We start from the raw sequence: 19807 nt of genomic DNA, 5'->3' as shown, positions 1-19807 counted from the left end.
CTGTATTTGCCCAATACTTGCAGTGATATTTTGCTTATAGTAACGTCTTTATAATAAAAAGTAACGCTAGTTTCTGTAGTGGCTAAACTATTACATTACAATTTAGCAGTCAATAAAGACACTCTTATTTATGACCAGTAATATACAAACTTAATGCATAGCAATGCACAGACGGCAATTGACAAATCTGACAAAGCGTAGAAAATAGGAAAGCCAATCGTCTCAGTTATACAGAGCCACTTATATATAAATTCCTAACGCTTTGCGTAACATTAGGTGTCAAATACGTAGTGTAGAGCACAAAAATATGTAAAATCGCTTGCGCTCCTTATGCTGCCTTGATATAAAGACGATAACAAAGAAGAACCTGTTAATGCGCCAGTTAGGTAGTTTTTATTGCGTAAGCACCATGAGAGCGTTACAATACTTGGCGTGAGCATTTATTACCCCCTTAAACTTGAAGGAAATTTTATGAATAAGTCAGAATTAATTGATAGCATCGCAGACAAAAGTGGTCTAAATAAAACCCAAGCTGGTGATGCACTAAACGCTGTTATGGAAAGTGTTGGCGAAGCGCTAGAAGCTGGCGATAGCATCTCATTAGTTGGCTTTGGTACTTTCAGTGTAAAAGATCGCAAAGCACGCACTGGTCGTAACCCTAAGACTGGCGAAGAGCTAAGCATTCCAGCAAGCAAAGTACCAAGCTTCAAAGCTGGTAAAAACTTAAAAGAGCGCTTGAACTAAGCCGCCTTTTTAAGCGTAAAATGATAGTCGGTGGTCTATAGCTGAGGTAATGAGCTAGCCATCGAAGAGAGCACCTAATATTTAGGTGCTTTTTTTATCGCTATAGTTTGTATCATGCGTTGTGAATATTTTGAGTCTGCATGAAAAATCACGTATCATAGGGCGCGCGATAGGTGTGTCATTTAAGTCAGATTTCTTTAGTAAATTTTGTTTTTTACTATAAAATGCATACGCTCTTACTCTTACCATTGCTAGCTTATATAGCACTGATGTTGGCAGGTTGCACTTAACAGCTCCTAACAGTATTACAATGGTTTTTCATCAATATAGGTTAATAAAGCAGAGATAACTATGGATAAATTGCGCGATTTCTTAAAAAGCTGGCCAGGTCGCATTTTATTGATTTTATGCCTATCGCCGCTCGCTCTCTTGGGTGTCGAAAGCTATTTTGGCGGCAACGTCGATCCCAATCAGATTGCGCAGGTAGGTGAGGCAAGCGTAGGATTGTCCGAGTATCAAACTGCTGTCAATAGCCGTCGTTCTGAAGTGCTAGAGCAAGTCGAAGATGCCAGCTTATTGAATGAAGATGTGCTTCATGAGCAAGTATTAAAGGGTCTAATCGACCGTACGTTGTTAGAGCAGCAAGCAGGCAAGCTTGGTATGACAGTGTCTGACGACACGATCAATCGTCTGTTACGTCAAGAAGAAATATTCCAAGATGCAGAAGGTAACTTTTCAAACGATCAGTTCTCAAACTTCTTGCGTCAACGCGGCATGACTAAAAACCAGCTATTTGCAGAATTTCGCAATCAGTTAAGCTTGGATCAACTAAATGCTAGTATCGTTGGTACGGCCGTTTATCCTATGCAAGCGGTCAGTCAATTGATTGACTTGCAACTTGAGTCGCGCAACGTTTGGGTACATCGCTTTAATTGGCAAGACTATGCTGACAAAGTTAAGCTTAGCAAAACAGACATTCAGTCTTACTATGATGCTAACAAAGACATATTGAAAAGTGCAGCGATGGTTGACTTGGCTTATATTCAGCTCAGCCCGCAAACTATCAAGGTTGATGAAGTAACAGCAGAACAATTGCAGCAACAGTACGAAGCATATAAGCAGAGCATTTCGGCTACTGATGAGCGTAAAGTCAGTCAGATTCTGTTTACTGGTAAAGATGCTAAGACACGAGCCGATAAAGTGAAAGCACGTCTGAATAAAGGTGAAGCGTTTGCTGCGCTTGCTAAAGCAGAGTCGGACGATCCATCAGGTGAAACAGGTGGTGATATCGGACGCTTTAATCCGTCAGTGTTTGGCAGTGATGCAGATACTGTACAAGAGGCACTAGAAGGGTTGAGCGTTGGTGATGTGACTGCACCTATCAAGACTAGCTTTGGTTATCAGATATTTACGGTCACTGAAGACAATGGTAAAAAGGTTCCAAGCCTAGACAGTATGCGTGAAGAGTTGACTGCAAAAGCAAAAGAATATAAACGTCAGGAAATCTATGCTGATAAAGTGACATCAATCAATGATTTGGCAGCAGATGGTTTCAGTATCGAAGATATTGCACAGCAAGAAAATGTCAGCCTCAAGCGTATTAAAGATTATCGTAAAGTGAATAATAAGTCTGCACTGCCGCAACCAACAGTCGTTAAACAGGCATTTGATGAGTTTACTATTCAAGATCAAGCGGTAACGGCGGGCGTAGAAGTTGGTAACGGTACCGTATGGCTACAGCCGAGCAATTATCGTCCTACTAAGACGCTTGCTCTAGCAAATGCAACCCCAAGAATCACTCAAATACTTCGTCAGCAGAAAGCGACAGCATTAGCTTTAAAAGACGCTAAAGCATTGGCTGCTGGTATCAAGACGCCAGCTGATATAAATAAGCAGTCGGTAAGCTTCCAAGCACTGGGTGAAATTAACCGTCAAACGACGCAGCTAACGGACAAAGAGCGTGGGTTGGCATTTAGCAAACAAGCCGCTGATAACGGTGTTGTTGCGATTGCTAGTGAGACTGAGATGGGTGCAACGCTACTGGTTGGAGACCGTATTAAAACTGAGCAGCAGTCACCACTGTCTGATATGCAAAGAGCGCAAACAGCCAGTATTATTCGTGACAATTTAGGCCAAGACCAGTTGCAAGACTATTTGGACTATCTACGTATGGTATATACGGTTGAGATTAATGAAAGCAACATGGCAAATGCGCAAGGACGCTAAGTATTTGCTAGTTCGTTATTCTTAGCTATTAAAAAAGCCACTGTATCGATTGATGCAGTGGCTTTTTTTTGGGTGATGCTTTAACGATAATTATCACGAATACTATAGAAGCTGAAAATTAGTCGCAGTAATAAATACAATTGCTGCGACTAATCCTAGTCTTAAACTAATAGGTGATTGTTTAATGGCGGAAATGGCGCATGCCAGTAAATACCATCGCGATACCATGCTCATTAGCAGCAGCAATGGTTTCGTCATCACGCATAGAGCCACCTGGCTGAATGATAGCAGAGATACCTACTTCAGCAGCATTGTCGATGCCATCACGGAAAGGGAAGAACGCATCTGATGCCATAACAGCACCTTCAGTTGCTAGTCCAGCATGTTCTGCTTTGATAGCAGCAATACGTGCTGAGTTAACGCGGCTCATTTGGCCTGCGCCAATACCGATAGTACGTTGGCCTTTTGCGTAGACAATGGCATTAGATTTGACGTATTTTGCCACGTTCCAGCTGAACAGTAGATCTGCCACTTGCGCTTCAGTTGGTTGTACATCAGTGACAATTTTTAGGTCGTTAGCAGTGATTAAACCAAGGTCTTGCTCTTGTACCAGTAAGCCACCGTTAACGCGCTTATAGTCAAGTTGGATATCGCGCTGATCTGGTGCTGGTAGCTCGCCGCATACCAAGACACGTACGTTTTTCTTAGTAGCTGTCGCTTCAAGTACACCGTCTTCGATACTAGGTGCAATAATCACTTCTACGAACTGATTGTCGATAATTGCCTTTGCAGCAGCAAGCGTCAACGGACGGTTGAATGCGATGATACCGCCAAAAGATGATTCAGGATCAGTGCTAAAAGCAGTACGATAAGCCGCTACTTGGTCATTATCAACAGCGACACCGCAAGGGTTGGCATGCTTAACGATAACGCAAGCAGGCGCGCTGAAAGCTTTAACGCACTCAAGCGCAGCATCGGTATCAGCGATATTATTATAAGATAGCGCTTTGCCTTGTAACTGCTTAGCCGTTGCGATTGAGGCTTGTTTGCTTTTTAAAGGCTGGTTTTCAGTATAGAAAGCTGCATTTTGATGCGGGTTTTCACCGTAGCGTAGGTCTTGTGCTTTTTCAAGCTGTACATTGAATGTACGTGGGAAGTTTTCTGGTTCTTGAGTTTCGTTGACACGGCTACCTAAGAAGTTGGCAATCATACCGTCGTACTGTGCAGTATGCTCAAATGCCTTTACGGCCAAATCATAACGTAAAGCAGTCGTCAGTTCAGTACCACCATCTAAGGCGTTAAGTACACGGTCATAATCAGCTGGATCAGTGACGATACCCACATGAGCGTGGTTTTTCGCCGCTGAACGTACCATGGTAGGGCCACCAATATCGATGTTTTCGATAGCGTCGTTCATAGTTACGTCAGCACGTGCAATCGTTTCAGCAAACGGATATAAGTTCACGACGACCAAGTCGATACGTTCGATCGCATGATCACTCATTACTGCATCATCTGTACCACGGCGTCCTAGAATACCACCGTGAATCTTAGGATGTAGCGTTTTAACACGGCCATCCATCATTTCAGGAAAGCCTGTGTAATCTGATACTTCAGTCACGTCGACGTTGTTTTCTGTGAGCAAGCGATAAGTACCGCCAGTAGATAATAAACCAAAACCTGCTTTGAGAAGGCCTTGAGCAAACTCGACGATGTTAGACTTATCGGAGACCGATAGTAGGGCAAGTGGGGTTGTACTCATAAGAAATTTTCCATAAAAAAAGCCTGACGTAAACGTCTGGCAAGGTGATGATGACAACGGTATGCCGTATCATGATAGATAAAGCGGGGAACATTTAATTGCCATACATAATGATAGTCAATGATGATGGGTAAGCTCATATAACAATGCTACATTAAATCATAGGTCTTCATTTTTTTGCGCAAAGTGCCTCGATTTAGGCCTAATATCTGAGCACATTTGGTTTGGTTGCCTCTTGTTTTTTCTAGGACGACAGATAAGAGAGGCTCTTCGACTTGCTTCAAAATCAGCTCATATAAATCAGTGGGCATCTCATCTCCTAGCATCGCAAAGTATTGACGTACCACACGCTCTACATGAACCCGTAGAGGTTGCTGCGCACTATTTGTATAGTTTTGACTAGCAAAATCAAAGCCCTGCGTAGGCGGTTGGTATTCGTCTTTATTATAATCGGCAGGGTACTCAGAGCTTTTAGCAAAATGATTGGCATTATGCTGTGCATGAGGTGCCATAAAATAATATCCTTGAGATGAAGAAAAATTCTGATTGTAAGGGGTCAGAACCATAGTATATCAAATTAATATCGCCTAGCGCTGATAGATTCATCGTTATCTTGGCTATCACGGTTTAATTGAAAATGAATTTACAGCGTGTTTTCTACTCACGCTTATTTATATATGACAACTTAATTTAATAAAGAGCGGTCATAGTAATGTCGCGAATTTGCGCGTTAGCAACAGGGATAGTAAATAATAGCTGTCTATCTGTATTGGCAGCTAACTGACTTTGCTTGCCTAATAAATAATCGTTTGGATCTGCAATGAACTCTCCAATAAGCTTGTCTCTACCGTAAACGCTTATTTTAACATTGGGGTATAATTGTGCCTGCGGGCTGCCATTACTTAGAGTAGCGCCTATATCACTAAATGTACCAGCAGTTTTAATCTGACTGCTTCTATGAAAGGTATTGTTGATGGTAAGCGCTGATAAGTCTGCACTGGGCAAGCTGCAGGCAGCGACAGAGCAGATCGATTGGAGACGCTGAGCATAGGCTGGGTTTTTCACTAAATTTTCTAAGTTAAAAATAACATACTGAGCCGCGAGTAGCAGTGCTAGGACCAAACAACCTAGTACCCATAATAGTGATGCAATAGAACGTGTCGTTTGGGTTGGTGCAAACGGTAGCTGGGTTTTTCTTAAACGATCGTCGGCAGCAGGCTCTTCATCTTTAACGGGTACTCCCATATCAGATAGAAGCTGTGATAAGTCTGTGTCATCTGGCGGTGTTTCTTCATCTTGATTTTGTTCTTCTAATAGTTTTTGCAGCCACGAATTGTTATCAGTACTCTCAATATTGGCATGAATATCATTGGCCGCTGCCGAGCTAAGCATGTTCTGTGTTGATGCTGATGCTGATGCTGATGCTGATGCTGATATTGTACGAGTAGATGGTTTCTTTATTGATGGATTAGGGCTTTTGATAGTTTCTTTAGAAGAGGGCGCTTTTGGTTTTTCTGTGGTTTCTACGCTAGGACTGGTATTACTGGCTTGGGTTAACCATGCATCCATGCTATCTAATGAGTCATACTCTTGAACGTTCTCTTCTGGATCGTCTATATCCATATCATCATAGATTAAGTCGTCATGAATCAAAGTACCAGATGATTTTTTCTTACTGATTGAAGCTGTGGGGCGATTTGGCACATTTTGAAGTTCATGCTGATTGCTACTAGTATTCGCTTTTTGCTCATTTGATATCGGTTGAGTTTGAGCTTTTTGTTGAGCAGGAATATTTTTTTGTGGTGTTGGTTTTTGAATAACCTCAGAATTTACCACAAGATGCTTATTGACCAAAAAAATTTGCTGGCACCGATCACAGCTGATGGTAGCATTGACTTGATTCAATTGAGTTTGTTTAACACTATAGCAAGCTTGGCAATGGGGGCATTGGGTTTTTATTGGCGTGGTCATAGAGGCGAATCCAAAAAAGTATGGTTATCAATACCGCTTAGCCACTCACCAATAGCTGCCCACAATACTCATTGTACTTTTTCAATTTCGATGAATCATGGGCAAAGACAGAGTGGCGTCAAACACATAACATTTGACTGCCCTCTATCGTAACAGATGTAATTAAATGTTGCTAGCTAGTAAATGTACCTGATAAACGCTGCCAGTGTTGGTCTTCTTGCGCAGTAAAAGCATGCTTCGGATCCAGTGCAAAATATGGCTGATAGGCTTCAGTGACTTGCTCGGTTTGCGACTCAATCAAACCTGCTAATACGATACGGCCCTTTGGCGCAATGAGTGTCGCAAAGTAAGGTGCTAAACCGATAAGCGGCTTTGCTAAAATATTGGCAACGATCACTTCTACAGGTAAAACATCATGTTGCGAGCAATACTCTGTAAATTCTTCTGGCAAGAATGCCTGCAAACGATTGCCTACATCGTTGCGTACCGCGTTCTGATTGGTAGCAAGTACCGCCTGCGGGTCAATGTCGACTGCATATACCTGACGTGCACCCAATAATAAAGCAGCAATCCCTAGAATGCCTGAGCCACAACCATAATCGATAATCACTTTATCTGTTAGGTCTTGCTCTGTTAGCCAGTCTAGGCACAGGCGAGTCGTAGCATGATAGCCAGTACCAAATGCCAAGCCTGGATCCATAATGATATTGGTGGCTTCAGGGTTAGGCGGCGTTAGCCAGTCAGGCACAATCCATAAGTCATTAGCACATTCGATAGGATGATAGTTGCTCATCCACTCGCGCTCCCAGTCCTTATCATCAACAGCCGTTAGCCAAATACGAGTAGCTTGCACTTGTGCAGCAATTTCATGACTTAATTGCTCAACCGCTTGACGACTGCCAGCATCAGTAGTCGCATCAAACAATCCTGTTAGTATCACCTCATCCCAAAGCGGTGATTCACCTGGAAGTGGCTCAAACAGAGGTTGATCGCCAGCATCGTCTAAAGCTATTGATAATGCACCTGCCTCTAATAAAAGCGCTTCAGCCAAGTCGACGTTTGATTTTTCACATTGTAAATGCAGTTGTTGCCATGCCATAAAGATAACCTTAAGCGGAAATAAAAATAAGTGTATGTGTTAGGGAATGCCCGAGATAAGTCTACACACAATGAAATGAATAATGTATATAGATGTTTTAACTAATAAATCTAAGAGGTACAAATACTCGGTTATTAGCGCAATGCTTGTTTTGCTTCATTGACCACGCGTGAGTTACCCTGAGCTTGTCCTGATTGCAATATAACTTGCCATAGTGCTCGTCTACGATTACTGTCTTGAGAGACACTAAGACCACGACGTGCCATCGCTTCTGCCTTACGAGGCTGGTTCTTTTTCAATGCTACTTGTGCCAAATAGAAGTATACCGCCGATGATTTGGGTGCTAGACGCTGTGCACGGGTAAAGCTGTTCTCTGCATTGGTTAGATTGCCTGCTTTCAACTGACTGATACCTACTTGCATCAAATTGCGAAACGCAGGCAGATTACTATTGTTGCTGGCAGATTGTTGAGTACGTTGTTGCGAGTTTCTTCTAGCGTGCTCAAGTAACTCATTATGCGACGGTACCGATGGCTCAGAGATTATATAGTCGTTACGAGAAGGCGCAATGATAACAGGATCAGGCTGCGTCACTTCTGGTGCAGGAGGCGTAAATACAGGTGTCTCTTGCGTTAACGGATTTGGTGTTTCGGACTGTTCAACTGCATCGTAAGGCTCGGTTGGATAGTTGCTTTGATCATTTGCTTCAGCGATAGGCGCTGGGGCAGTTGTCGTTGATTGTACTGTCGGTTGTGACGTTGGTAATGTTTGAACAGGCGTTGTTTGCACTGTGGTCGACGTGCTAGGTGCTGTTTGACAAGCACTTAGGCTTAATATACCAACGACCGCGCTGCCTGCAAGTAAGGTATTGCTTGACGTAATTTTATTACGCCATAGCATTATGGTTTGTTTTACTGAAGTAGTTGTCCGTAAAGATGACACCATCATGTTAAAACCTTTTTTAAATATTAAAAGCTAAATATCAAAAACACTATTAGAGCCATTCAACAGCTAGAACCACTCAATAGTTAGAACCATTCAACAGCGCGGTCATACCAAGTATCAGCACGGTCTTCATCACCTTCACTTTGCTCGCTGCTACCTTCTGCACCATCAGATTCAACAGCTTCACCATTTGGAATCTCTAAACCTTCGCGGCGACGTTGTTGATTGATATCACCTTGCTGGTTCTGAAATTGTGTCTGTTCACGCGCACGATCTTGCTGGTACAGGCTTAGCGCACAACTGCTAGCTTCTTCTGGTAGATGAGCTGACATTACTGGTAGGTAGCGAGCGTTGGCGCAGCGTTCATTAGACAGTTTGCCTGAGTTGTTCTCTAGCCATAACCACTCGATACCTTCTGGCTCTGGTAGAGCAACTGGAGTCAGTTTTAGGCGTTTCATATAATCTACCCAAACTGGTAAGGCGCCAGTACCACCACTCAAACCAATCGGTTTATTATCATCACGGCCAACCCAAACGACACTTACATAGTTGCCACTATAGCCTGCAAACCAAGCATCGCGGTAGTCGTTTGTTGTACCTGTTTTTCCTGCTAGGTTTAAATTGCTGCCGAGTGATTGCGCACGTCTGGCGGTACCATTTGATACGACTTGCTGTAATGCATAGTTGGTCAAAAAGTTAGTTTCAGGTGGAATACTGCGCTGAGTGTTAAGCCCAGTACGCTGTAAAATACGGCCGCGATCATCAATGACCGTACGGATACTGTGAATAGGCGTGCGGAAGCCACCAGTAGCAAATACTTGGTAAATACCAAGCATATCCATCGGACTCAAATTAACTGAGCCTAGTAATGCTGATGGGTAAGGTGGGATTTTTTCTTTGATACCCATACGCTGTAATTGCTTAGCAAAGGTATTAACGCCGAACTCCATACCTAAGCGTACTGCTGCTTGGTTATACGATTGAGACAATGCCGTGGTAAATGGTACATAGCCATGATCACGGTTGTCGTAGTTTTTAGGGTTCCAGTCAGTACCGTCGTTTAGATTGACCGTAATAGGGGAGTCATCTACTGAACTGGCCAAGTTATAACGACCGCTCTCAAGCGCAGTCATATAAATGATAGGCTTCAGCAACGAGCCAACTTGGCGTTTGGCATCGACCGCGCGATTAAACCCTGTAAATTCACTGCCGCTACCTACAACAGATACTAGCTCACCAGTCTCAGGATTGGCACTCACCAACGCACCTTGTAAATCTTTAGTTTTGCTGCTGTTACGGCGCAGTTCACCAAGTTTTCTATCAACGGCTTTGTCTGCGGCCAATTGAGCGATAGGGTCTAGAGTACTGATAATAATCAGACCTTCGTTCTTGAGGTCGTCAGAATAATAAACAGTATTTAGCTCACGTTTAACAATATCTAAGAAGTCAGGGAACTGGCTTTTGCCTTCAGCAGGCTTGTCCACGATACCAAGCGGTTGCTTTAAGGCTTTGTCGTAGTCTTCTTGGCTCAGTGTGCCCATGGTCAGCATGTTATTAAGTACCACATCACGGCGTGCTTTTGAGTCATTTGGATTGCGACGTGGATTATAGATACTTGGGCCTTTTGCCATACCAACCAGCATCGCTTGCTGATCTAAGCGCAGCTCATTAAGTGGTTTGTCAAAATAAAACTGTGATGCTAAACCAAAACCATTGATAGAGCGGTTGCCATTTTGACCCAGATAAATCTCATTCAAATAGGTCTGTAAAATCTCATCTTTGCTGTAATGCAGCTCAAGTAGCACGGCCATCAAGGCTTCATTGGCTTTGCGTTTGATAGTGCGATCTGAATTGAGGTAAAAGTTTTTGATCAGCTGCTGAGTGATTGTCGAACCACCTTGTCTGGCACCACCAGTAAAGTTATTGATTACGGCACGGGCGATACCACGTACCGATACCCCTTTATGCTCATAAAACGCGCGATCTTCGGTAGCGATAAGGGCATCAATTAACGGCTGAGGCACTTCGTCCAAAGACACAACCATCCGATCTTCATTGCTGTCTGGATAGATACCACCGATATTGACAGGCTCTAGACGAATGATGCCGCTTTTGGCAGGTAGGGTACTCTGGATAGACTCTACTTTATTACCAGAAATCGTCATTTTGATAACTTGCTCGGCATCTTTATCATTAGCACTATACGTAAAGCCGCGAGTGTGAATAAAGTAAGTATTACCTGTCCGATGATAGGTACCCGTACGATCATAAGCTTTGTTACTTTGATAGTTAAGCAACTCTAGCCATGTCTTCATCGTATCTCTATCGACATTGGCGCCTTGATACAGCTCAAGCGGCTGCGAATATACTTTGGCTGGAATATCCCAGCGCTTGCCCTCAAACTTATGAGTAATGGTGCGATCAAGTTTGATCAAATACAGCGCCAACAGCACCATGCCTGCAATGATGATAATTAATAGCAGACTACTAAAGACCAAGCCGCGCTGCTGTGAGGGTAGCGTATGCATAGCAGACTTAGATGACGCCGATAACTTGGTATTTGGTAACTTGTAATTAGGTTTTTGCACGGATGTCGCACCATTTTTGGATAAAAAACTGCCTCATAATGACGCAAATTGACAAATTTTTCAATCTATCATCGTCAACGCAGGCATTTATTGGTCGTAGACCATGAGTGATGGTACTGCTCATAGCGATGGCTTATAGTATAATCCCTATTAAAAGACCGATACTTGTAATAAAGCGTCAGTCACTTTCAATCTGGTAGATAAACGCCATATAAGATAACAATTTACGATGGCCCTCACGATGTATTTTGTATGAATTCGCTGTTGCTAATTGTTTGCTATTAGCCGCTTGTTATTAATACTGCGCTACTAACAGTAGTGATATTCATGTGATTAAAAACGGCTCTATTGGATGACGTACAGTACAGTCAATACGAGCAAGTTTGCTTTAAGTGAATGCATTTTAAGCAAGCCTGTCAAAGGAAGTAAGCGCGACTATGTCTAGTATTCCATCATCAGTATCATCTGCTACCAATCACTCTTATGAAGACACTTCTATCATCGAAGGATTAGTGCTTCCGTTGGCTGACCACTGTTTTCACTGCGGCGACCCCGTACCTCAGCCACCGTTTTATGCCGAGATATTAGGTCAGTCACGAGAGATGTGTTGTATGGGCTGTCAGTTAGCTGCCCAAAGCATAGTAGAGGCTGGTCTTGAGCAGTATTATCTTGACCGTTCAGAGATTAACCGTACGGCAAGTTTGCCAACTCAGCTGACGCGCCTCGAAGTCTACGATCATGACGAGATAAAATCACAATTCGTTTACGCGCAAGATGGCATGTCAGTAGCAGAGCTGTCTGTTAATAACTTACGCTGTGCTGCCTGTACTTGGCTGATTGAGTCGCGCCTCGATGAACTAGAGGGTATTGGGAAATGTCAGGTAAATTTGACCAACCAACGTATGCGGGTCATTTGGGATGAAGATAAGTTACCCATCAGTCGCATTTTAGCGGTCATCAATGAAATCGGCTACGAAGCCAAGCCTTATCGCCAAGATACTCACGAAGCCATGCTGGCACGTCATAATAATCAAATGCTATTGCGTCTCGGCATCGCTGCACTAGGTTCGATGCAGGCGATGATGTATGCTGTTGCGCTTTATTTTGGTGAATATAGCGACATGTTGATATTCCAGCGTGACTTTTTGCGTTGGGTATCTTTATTTGTGAGCACGCCTGTATTTTTCTATGCTGGTATTCCTTTCTTTACCTCTGCATGGTCAGCGATTCGTGCCCGCCAAGTCAATATGGATGTGCCCGTCAGTCTTGCGTTGATTATTACTTTCTTTGCCAGTCTCTACGCCACTATCACTGGGCAAGGGGAGACATACTATGACTCGGTCAGCATGTTTATTTTCTTTTTGCTGGCAGGGCGTTATATCGAGCACAACGCACGTCTAAAAGCCGCCACTATGGCTAATGATTTGGTGGTGGTTGAGCCGGTATTGGTACAAAAAGTCGCTGAAAATAAAGCCGCTGCCGAGCGTATTTTACAACTGCCGAAAGAAAATGCGTCTCAACAAGGTGAAGTTATCGAAGATGAGGCTCAGAAGGATCCGGGTATGGCTGTTGAAGTTATGCCTGATTTTATGCAGCGTATGGATGCCAATGTTCATCAGATCACATCGCGTATCGCTCAAGATTGGCAGCAGTCACGCAACCAACAGAATGCGCAATCACAACCCGAAGGCGATATAGAGTCAAAGCAAATGGTCACCGCTCATAGTTTACAAGTGGGTGATATTATTTTGGTTGAGGCAGGTTCAGAGATTATCAGTGATGGTATCTTGCTAAGTTCTACTGCAACGGTGTCACAAAGTCTACTGACGGGTGAAGGTGATTTAATTATCAAGACCCAAGGGGATTATATTGTCGGCGGTGCACAAAACGATAGCCAGCCGTTTGAAATGCTAGTCACCGCATTGCCAAAAGACAGTCAGATAGGTTTAATTGATCGATTGATGAATCGTGCCATGAGCGAAAAACCCAAACTGGCGCAGCAAGCAGACAAGCTGGCACGTTGGTTTGTGGCGCGTATCTTAGTGCTATCAGTTTTAGTGTTTGTTGGCTGGTATATCGTTGACCCAAGCCAAGCGATTTGGGCAACCGTGGCAGTCTTGGTCGCTACTTGTCCTTGTGCATTGTCATTGGCGACGCCGATTGCCTTGACCGTCTCAACCAATCGTCTGGCAAGTTATGGTTTTTTGACGACGCGTGGACATACATTACAAACGCTGGCTGAAATCACGCATGTTGCTTTTGATAAGACTGGCACGCTAACTTATGGCAAGCCAAATTTATTAAATATCGAGTTGGTAGCGCCAAAAATTCAGACCGAATCTGATGGTTTATCTTCAACGGCTCAAAAAGATACGCTGTTGGCAATTGCAGCTGCTCTAGAAGTAGGGAGTCGGCATCCAATTGCCCACGCGTTACTGACGGCGGCCTATCAGTTACATCTACCATCGACGCAAGCCGTACAGCATTATCCAGCGGGCGGTGTAGAAGCGATTATTGATGGCACTGTATATCGAATCGGTCACAAGGACTTTGCGTTAGACAGAACAGATAATAGCGCCAATGATATAGATGCTAGTAATGATTTAACCATTGATCTGGTAGCTCAGCGAGCCAGCTCAGCAGTGGTATTATCTTGTCAGAACACTGATGATAACGGATGGCAAGCGCTGGCATGTTTTTATTTCAATGACAAGGTACGTGATAGTGCGCAGTCGATGCTTGATACGCTCAAAGAACTAGGTATCGAGTCTGTTATGTTGACAGGTGACCCAAGCCCGCAAGCGCTATTGATGGCTGAGAGTTTAGGTATGCAAGCAGCATACAATGGACTATCACCAACTGATAAGGTCAATCATATTCAGCAGCTGCAAGCTAACGGTGCTGTGGTATTGATGGTAGGTGATGGTATCAATGATGCACCAGTGTTAGCCGCAGCAGATGTCTCGACCTCGATTGCAGGTGCGGCAGACTTAGCACAAGTATCTAGTGATAGTATTATCTTAAATGGACAAATCGAGGCCATCACTGCGGCTAAACGTATCTCTGATAAAACGGAACGTATTATCAAGCAAAACTTCCGCTGGGCGCTCGCTTACAACAGTATCGTCCTGATACCAGCGGCTTTAGGCTATGTACCACCGTGGCTCGCTGCGATTGGGATGTCACTTAGCTCATTGTTTGTCGTGTTAAATGCTCTACGTCTAAAACGTGCTTAGTTAAGAAAGACTGTAAAACCTGCCCATAAAAAAACCGCCTTGCATCAAATGAAAGGCGGTTTTTTCTATACAGAGATACTGTTAGGTAGCTCTTACAATTAGTCTTGTAGATAGCTTAATAGGCGCATAAATTCGATATACATCCAAACTAAGGTCGCAAGAATACCAATACTGAACAACCATTCGTAATCTTCAGAAACACCCATCGCAACACCACGATCAATATTATCGAAATCTAATAGCAAGGTGAAAGAAGCGATAACGATGACAAATAAGCTAAAGCCAATAGCAATAGCGCCACCTTCAAATAGGAATGGTAGTGATGAACCAAACGCTAGAGAAAGTACCCACTGTGCTACATAGACAAGCATAATGGCAATAACCGCCGAGGTCACGATAGAGCGGAACTTTTCAGTAACCTTAACTAGACCTGAACGATATAGCCCCAGCATAACTGCAGCTGTGACGAAAGTTGCGCACATCGCCGTGACTGGTACTGTTGGATACATTCTCATGAAAAATAATGAGATACCGCCCAAAAATATACCTTCTAGCAAGGCGTAAGGCACTGCCAAAGTCTTGGCTTTTTGCGGCTTAAAGGTAATAAAAAGAGCCAGAACAAACGCAGCAATCATGCTACCAAAGGCTGCCATCGTAATAAAACCTTGCGATAAACCTGCCATAAGCGCATAAAAGAAAAAGCCCACACCAGTAATGGCTGATAAACCAAGTAACAAGCTGGTCTTTTGAATTACGCCTTTGACCGTCATTGGATTACCGCCGATCGCAAGTTCTGCGCGACTGACAATAGGATTGGCCATACATAAGTCCTTAATAGTAATATATAAAAATAGTGATGTTAGTTACTTTAGCAAAACCGCCATTATTGTCAACTGTGTTTGCGTGACAACCGCTGCGGCTCGACCTTAGACTGCTCATTGGCTAGCGCATCGGGCTACTGTATCGATCAATACGTTAATTTGACAATTGAACAGAAAGATTCAGCTAAGGAAAACATTCGATAGCTTTTATATGGGGTCAGTTACGACAGTTAACAACGATAATTCATAAACATGCTAGTCTAAGCGCGCATTTATCGCTATCATTACCTTGTACTTCACCGTTATACCGAGTCGTTTTATGGAAAACTCAGCGCAGTCAGCAAGATTGCCACACTTACATGAATCAGAGCTATTCCACGCTATTAAAAACCCCGCCTTTAGGCGCATTGGTCTGATGGGCCGTGCTGGTAAACGTAGTGTCACTCAAAGCTTGGTACAGATTGCCCAAACCGTCAATGACATGGATTTGACGTTGATAATGGATGTACAAACGGCCAATTTGCCAACGCTTGACCTCACAGATATAGAAAGAGTCAAAATCGTCAAACGTGGTTTGATTGGTGAAATTTGTGATTTGGTTATTGTTGTTGGCGGTGATGGTTCGATACTACATGCTGCTGAAGCGCTAGCACGCTACCGTGTACCTGTACTAGGGGTAAACCGTGGTCGTTTAGGGTTCTTAGCAGATGTAAAACCTGATGAAGCTGCGTTTAAGTTACGTCAAGTGTTGATGGGAGACTATCAACTGGATCATCGGTTCTTATTGACGATGGAGATACGAGAAGGGCGCAAAATTATTCATGAAGACATGGCGCTGAACGACATCGTACTGCATGCTGGTAAATCCGTACATATGATTGATTTTCAGATGAAAATTGATGGACATGATGTTTATAGACAGCATAGTGATGGCCTGATAGCAGCAACACCGACTGGCTCTACCGCTTATGCCTTATCAGGTGGCGGTCCAATCATTCATCCGAGTATGGACGCTATTTGTCTGGTGCCGATGCATCCCCATACATTATCTAGCAGACCGATTGTGGTCAGTGGTAATAGTGAGGTCTGTATTCGTATCCACGAAGACAATCGTACTCAGCCGATGGTGAGTGCAGATGGTAAGCCAAGCGTGCCACTTGAGCAAGAGCAGCGCTTACATATTCGTAAGCATCCTGATAAGCTTACTTTGTTGCACCCGCCTGGGTTTGACTTTTATGAGGCCTGCCGTACAAAGCTGCACTGGAACGTACATGCCGAAGAATTCAGTCTTGATGTCGATGATGATATTATAGACGATGAATAAGCGTATCTATTAGACCCAAATATGATACAAAAAATGGTAGTGGAGAGTAGGTAAGATGGATAAACAAACAATACTAGCAAGTCTAACGCCCGAAGTGGTTGATAAATTTCGTATGGCGATTGAGCTAGGTAAATGGCCTGACGGTCGTAAGATTACCGCTGAGCAGCGTGAGACTTGTATGCAAGCAGTGATGGTATGGGAACATGAGCATCTGCCGCCAGCTGAGCGTACAGGTTATATTCATAAACCTGTAAAAGACGATGGTACTGTCGTTGGCGCTGAATGTGACGTCGAACACGAGCATCACTATCCTAATATGCCGAATCCTAAAGGCGCGGTACAGCCTGTTAAGTTCCGTGATAAATAGGTTTATAAGAAGTCTATAATAGTTATTATAAAAACAATTGTCAGAAAAAAGCCACGCTATATAGCGTGGCTTTTTTTACTTTACCAATAATTAAATCATCATAAATGATTAAATAGCAGTCGTATCGACACTAGGACGAACCGTTAGCGGGTTCTTTTGCATCAAAAATCCTTGCCAGCCCCAATGTAAAAAATTGCGGATATTGGCATGATCGGTACCGTTAGGCGTTGCTTGTACCTTGGCATAATGTTCGCCAAATAGTTTAAGCGTGTCCAATTGGTTCAGGCCATGGTGCTTAGCAAAACCAAAAATCTTTGCGCTACCTTCGTTCTCACCGGCTGCATTATGTACCATCCCATTTACAAAAGGGGCAGGCGCGTAGCGATAAAAATCATCGATAAAGCTGATGACATCATTGAATCCAATGGCTTTTTTGTTCAAACCATTAAGTAATGCCGATACATCTGATTGGCGGATACTCATAAATAAATGACCTCAGAGCAGATTAAAAAAACAATATAATATTTATGTGTGCTCAATGATGGTAATAGCCGTTGAGCGTTCAGTATTATAATTTAGCGATTAAAGTAGTCTTCGTCATCAAACGAAGGCGAAAAGTTGCCTTGCTCAAGATGCTGCATTTGCGACTGTACAGAACGCTCATGCTGAATACGTTGATAAATCTCTTCGCGGTGTACTGCAATATCTTTAGGTGCGTTTACACCGATACGTACTTGATTGCCTTTGACGCCTAGAACCGTCACACTTACTTCGTCGCCAATCATTAGGGTTTCGCCCACGCGGCGTGTCAAAATTAACATGCGTCACACTCCTTATGTCGCATCAACAAATTATTACTCATCAGATTACTTCTCAATTGCAGAACATCACCGCAGCACCAAACATGTAATATAACCATTATCACGATGCCAGATATCGTGCCAATAGCGGTAATGATAGGTAGATTCATTTAGCCCAAATGAAAGCCCCATTATAGGCGGCATAACAGATACTGTCACGGTTTTTCACAAAACTATTAGGTAAATGCTCATTTCAACTATGCTAAAAAATAAAAATAGGACCTAAAAAGATCCTATTTTATTTAAGTACTGTATTTATTTGGATACTATTAATTCAAACGCTATTAATTTAAATGCTGTTTATCTACATACTATATAAAGTCATTAATAGCGGTTAATAGATAACCATTAAAGCTAATGCCATATTTTAACAGTTTTTATGTCTTATAGCCCAGCGATTTTGCTTTCGCCGTCTTCACGATCTAGGCCAAATGCCGTGTGCAATGACTTAACGGCTTTTTCTAGGTGTTGATCTTGAATCAGAACTGACACTTTGATTTCGCTGGTTGAAATCATTTGGATGTTGATGTTGTTTTCAGCTAATGTCTGGAACATAAGGCTAGCGACACCTGCGTGTGAGCGCATGCCAACACCAACTAATGAAACTTTAACAACTTCACTGTTACCCAATATTTCTTTGGCACCAATTTCATCTTTTACTTCTTCGTTAAGCACTTTTAGCGTCTTATCTAAATCAGTGCGGTTAACTGTGAAAGTAAAGTCAGTGGTACCGTTATCTGAAAGGTTTTGTACAATCATATCGATTTCGATATTGGCACGACCAATTGGGCTTAAGATAGCAGAGGCGATGCCAGGATGGTCAGGCACGCCGCGTACTAAGATTTTTGCTTCGTCTCTGTTGAACGCGATACCTGAGATGATTGCCTGTTCCATATTGTCTCCTTCGTCTATCGTAATTAGGGTACCAACGTTGTCTTGAAATTCTTGGTCAAAGCTACCGTCTGTGTTTTCATCAAAGCTAGAGAGTACACGTAGTGGCACGCCATATTTACCAGCGAATTCTACTGAGCGAATTTGTAGAATCTTAGAGCCAAGACTTGCCATTTCAAGCATTTCTTCAAACGTAATTTTTTCAAGTTTTTTGGCTTTTGAGGTCACACGAGGGTCAGTGGTATAAACACCATCGACATCGGTATAAATTTGACACTCGTCAGCGCCCAAGGCCGCAGCAATCGCCACACCTGTGGTATCAGAACCGCCGCGTCCTAATGTGGTCGCGTTGCCTTCTTCGTCAATACCTTGGAAGCCTGCCACAATAACGATATTGCCAGCATCTAATTGCTCGCGTATGTTTTTGTCATCGATGCTTTCGATACGGGCTTTATTATGGGCATTGTCGGTTTTAATTGCGACTTGGCGACCAGTCATTGAACGGGCACCAATACCAAGCTCTTTAATGGCCATAGCGAGGAGTGAGATAGAAACCTGCTCACCTGTTGAGACCATTTGATCGTATTCGCGAGGATCAGGCTGCGTGCTAATTTGGCGAGCTAGATCAATCAAACGGTTAGTTTCGCCGCTCATGGCTGAGACCACGACGACCACTTGGTGACCATTGTCATGCCAGCGTTTGACTCGTTTGGCGACGTTTTTGATGCGGTCGATACTGCCCATCGAGGTGCCGCCGTATTTCTGTACTATTAACGCCATAAAAATCTACCTATTTATTCAATAATGACTTTTTATTGTCATTGATGAGAGTCAATGTGATACTCGCCAATGCTTGTATAAATAAAGCCAGATGATAAGAGTTATGCCTTTAGGTTTTTCATTCTTCTAATGGTATATATCAACCTTATGGAATGAACAATATGCCCAAACGTTGACCTTTATACCATATCTAC

At 43.1% G+C, this 19807-nt stretch carries 14 protein-coding genes and 1 pseudogene; 5 read left to right on the top strand and 10 right to left on the bottom strand.

Going from position 1 to position 19807, the window contains the following annotated elements:
* The first annotated feature begins 471 nt into the window (after window positions 1-471).
* Entirely contained in the window at window positions 472-744 is a 273-nt protein-coding gene (locus ACQKC9_RS05075; RefSeq protein WP_045445077.1) for an HU family DNA-binding protein, read from the top strand.
* A gap of 351 nt (window positions 745-1095) precedes the next feature.
* Window positions 1096-2970: a SurA N-terminal domain-containing protein gene (locus ACQKC9_RS05070; RefSeq protein WP_427620758.1), complete on the top strand. Its 1875-nt coding sequence runs from the start codon at window positions 1096-1098 to the stop codon at window positions 2968-2970.
* Window positions 2971-3151: 181 nt separating this feature from the next.
* Here the strand turns inward: ACQKC9_RS05070 and purH are convergent, their stop codons facing one another.
* The 6 genes from purH to mrcB form a co-directional block, all read right to left on the bottom strand.
* Entirely contained in the window at window positions 3152-4732 is a 1581-nt protein-coding gene (gene purH / locus ACQKC9_RS05065; RefSeq protein ID WP_427620757.1) for a bifunctional phosphoribosylaminoimidazolecarboxamide formyltransferase/IMP cyclohydrolase, read from the bottom strand.
* Window positions 4733-4881: 149 nt separating this feature from the next.
* Window positions 4882-5244, bottom strand: a complete 363-nt coding sequence (fis, locus tag ACQKC9_RS05060) for a DNA-binding transcriptional regulator Fis (protein ID WP_427620756.1) — start codon at window positions 5242-5244, stop codon at window positions 4882-4884.
* Between the two features lie 178 nt (window positions 5245-5422).
* On the bottom strand, window positions 5423-6703 hold the full coding sequence (locus ACQKC9_RS05055; protein WP_427620755.1) for a DUF3426 domain-containing protein: 1281 nt from the start codon (window positions 6701-6703) through the stop codon (window positions 5423-5425).
* Between the two features lie 172 nt (window positions 6704-6875).
* Window positions 6876-7802, bottom strand: a complete 927-nt coding sequence (prmA, locus tag ACQKC9_RS05050) for a 50S ribosomal protein L11 methyltransferase (RefSeq protein ID WP_427620754.1) — start codon at window positions 7800-7802, stop codon at window positions 6876-6878.
* 134 nt (window positions 7803-7936) lie between these two features.
* Window positions 7937-8749 (bottom strand): tetratricopeptide repeat protein, encoded by an 813-nt coding sequence (locus tag ACQKC9_RS05045; protein ID WP_427620753.1) that lies wholly within the window; start codon window positions 8747-8749, stop codon window positions 7937-7939.
* A gap of 80 nt (window positions 8750-8829) precedes the next feature.
* The gene (gene mrcB / locus ACQKC9_RS05040) at window positions 8830-11334 is read right to left on the bottom strand and encodes a penicillin-binding protein 1B (protein ID WP_427620752.1); all 2505 of its coding nucleotides are present in this window, start codon (window positions 11332-11334) and stop codon (window positions 8830-8832) included.
* 437 nt (window positions 11335-11771) lie between these two features.
* Between mrcB and ACQKC9_RS05035 the strand changes: the two genes are divergently transcribed.
* Window positions 11772-14570, top strand: coding sequence for a heavy metal translocating P-type ATPase (locus ACQKC9_RS05035; protein WP_427620750.1), 2799 nt, complete (start codon window positions 11772-11774; stop codon window positions 14568-14570).
* 98 nt (window positions 14571-14668) lie between these two features.
* Here ACQKC9_RS05035 and ACQKC9_RS05030 read toward each other — a convergent pair whose 3' ends face one another.
* Window positions 14669-15391: a Bax inhibitor-1/YccA family protein gene (locus ACQKC9_RS05030; protein ID WP_057759239.1), complete on the bottom strand. Its 723-nt coding sequence runs from the start codon at window positions 15389-15391 to the stop codon at window positions 14669-14671.
* 319 nt (window positions 15392-15710) lie between these two features.
* Here ACQKC9_RS05030 and ACQKC9_RS05025 point away from each other — a divergent pair, with 319 nt between their 5' ends.
* Window positions 15711-16715, top strand: coding sequence for an NAD(+) kinase (locus ACQKC9_RS05025; RefSeq protein WP_427620748.1), 1005 nt, complete (start codon window positions 15711-15713; stop codon window positions 16713-16715).
* A gap of 55 nt (window positions 16716-16770) precedes the next feature.
* On the top strand, window positions 16771-17082 hold the full coding sequence (locus ACQKC9_RS05020; protein ID WP_102094259.1) for a YeaC family protein: 312 nt from the start codon (window positions 16771-16773) through the stop codon (window positions 17080-17082).
* Window positions 17083-17190: 108 nt separating this feature from the next.
* Here ACQKC9_RS05020 and ACQKC9_RS05015 read toward each other — a convergent pair whose 3' ends face one another.
* The 3 genes and pseudogenes from ACQKC9_RS05015 to ACQKC9_RS05005 form a co-directional block, all read right to left on the bottom strand.
* Window positions 17191-17565: a HopJ type III effector protein gene (locus ACQKC9_RS05015; RefSeq protein WP_057759243.1), complete on the bottom strand. Its 375-nt coding sequence runs from the start codon at window positions 17563-17565 to the stop codon at window positions 17191-17193.
* A gap of 170 nt (window positions 17566-17735) precedes the next feature.
* Window positions 17736-17903, bottom strand: a pseudogene (gene csrA, locus ACQKC9_RS05010) (carbon storage regulator CsrA); the annotation flags it as partial.
* A gap of 423 nt (window positions 17904-18326) precedes the next feature.
* Complete coding sequence (locus ACQKC9_RS05005) at window positions 18327-19613, bottom strand: aspartate kinase (RefSeq protein WP_057759246.1); 1287 nt, start codon at window positions 19611-19613, stop codon at window positions 18327-18329.
* Between the last annotated feature and the right edge of the window lie 194 nt (window positions 19614-19807).

The organism is Psychrobacter sp. NPDC078409 (genome assembly GCF_050268505.1).
Lineage (GTDB): Bacteria > Pseudomonadota > Gammaproteobacteria > Pseudomonadales > Moraxellaceae > Psychrobacter.
Note: the sequence above shows the minus strand (reverse complement) of the source record. Positions and strands in the feature narration are given on the sequence as shown.

Coding starts and splice junctions, on each gene's coding strand:
- ACQKC9_RS05075 (WP_045445077.1), top strand. CDS start 472: ATGAATAAGTCAGAATTAATTGATAGCATCGCAGACAAAAGTGGTCTA.
- ACQKC9_RS05070 (WP_427620758.1), top strand. CDS start 1,096: ATGGATAAATTGCGCGATTTCTTAAAAAGCTGGCCAGGTCGCATTTTA.
- purH (WP_427620757.1), bottom strand. CDS start 4,732: ATGAGTACAACCCCACTTGCCCTACTATCGGTCTCCGATAAGTCTAAC.
- fis (WP_427620756.1), bottom strand. CDS start 5,244: ATGGCACCTCATGCACAGCATAATGCCAATCATTTTGCTAAAAGCTCT.
- ACQKC9_RS05055 (WP_427620755.1), bottom strand. CDS start 6,703: ATGACCACGCCAATAAAAACCCAATGCCCCCATTGCCAAGCTTGCTAT.
- prmA (WP_427620754.1), bottom strand. CDS start 7,802: ATGGCATGGCAACAACTGCATTTACAATGTGAAAAATCAAACGTCGAC.
- ACQKC9_RS05045 (WP_427620753.1), bottom strand. CDS start 8,749: ATGATGGTGTCATCTTTACGGACAACTACTTCAGTAAAACAAACCATA.
- ACQKC9_RS05035 (WP_427620750.1), top strand. CDS start 11,772: ATGTCTAGTATTCCATCATCAGTATCATCTGCTACCAATCACTCTTAT.
- ACQKC9_RS05030 (WP_057759239.1), bottom strand. CDS start 15,391: ATGGCCAATCCTATTGTCAGTCGCGCAGAACTTGCGATCGGCGGTAAT.
- ACQKC9_RS05025 (WP_427620748.1), top strand. CDS start 15,711: ATGGAAAACTCAGCGCAGTCAGCAAGATTGCCACACTTACATGAATCA.
- ACQKC9_RS05020 (WP_102094259.1), top strand. CDS start 16,771: ATGGATAAACAAACAATACTAGCAAGTCTAACGCCCGAAGTGGTTGAT.
- ACQKC9_RS05015 (WP_057759243.1), bottom strand. CDS start 17,565: ATGAGTATCCGCCAATCAGATGTATCGGCATTACTTAATGGTTTGAAC.
- ACQKC9_RS05005 (WP_057759246.1), bottom strand. CDS start 19,613: ATGGCGTTAATAGTACAGAAATACGGCGGCACCTCGATGGGCAGTATC.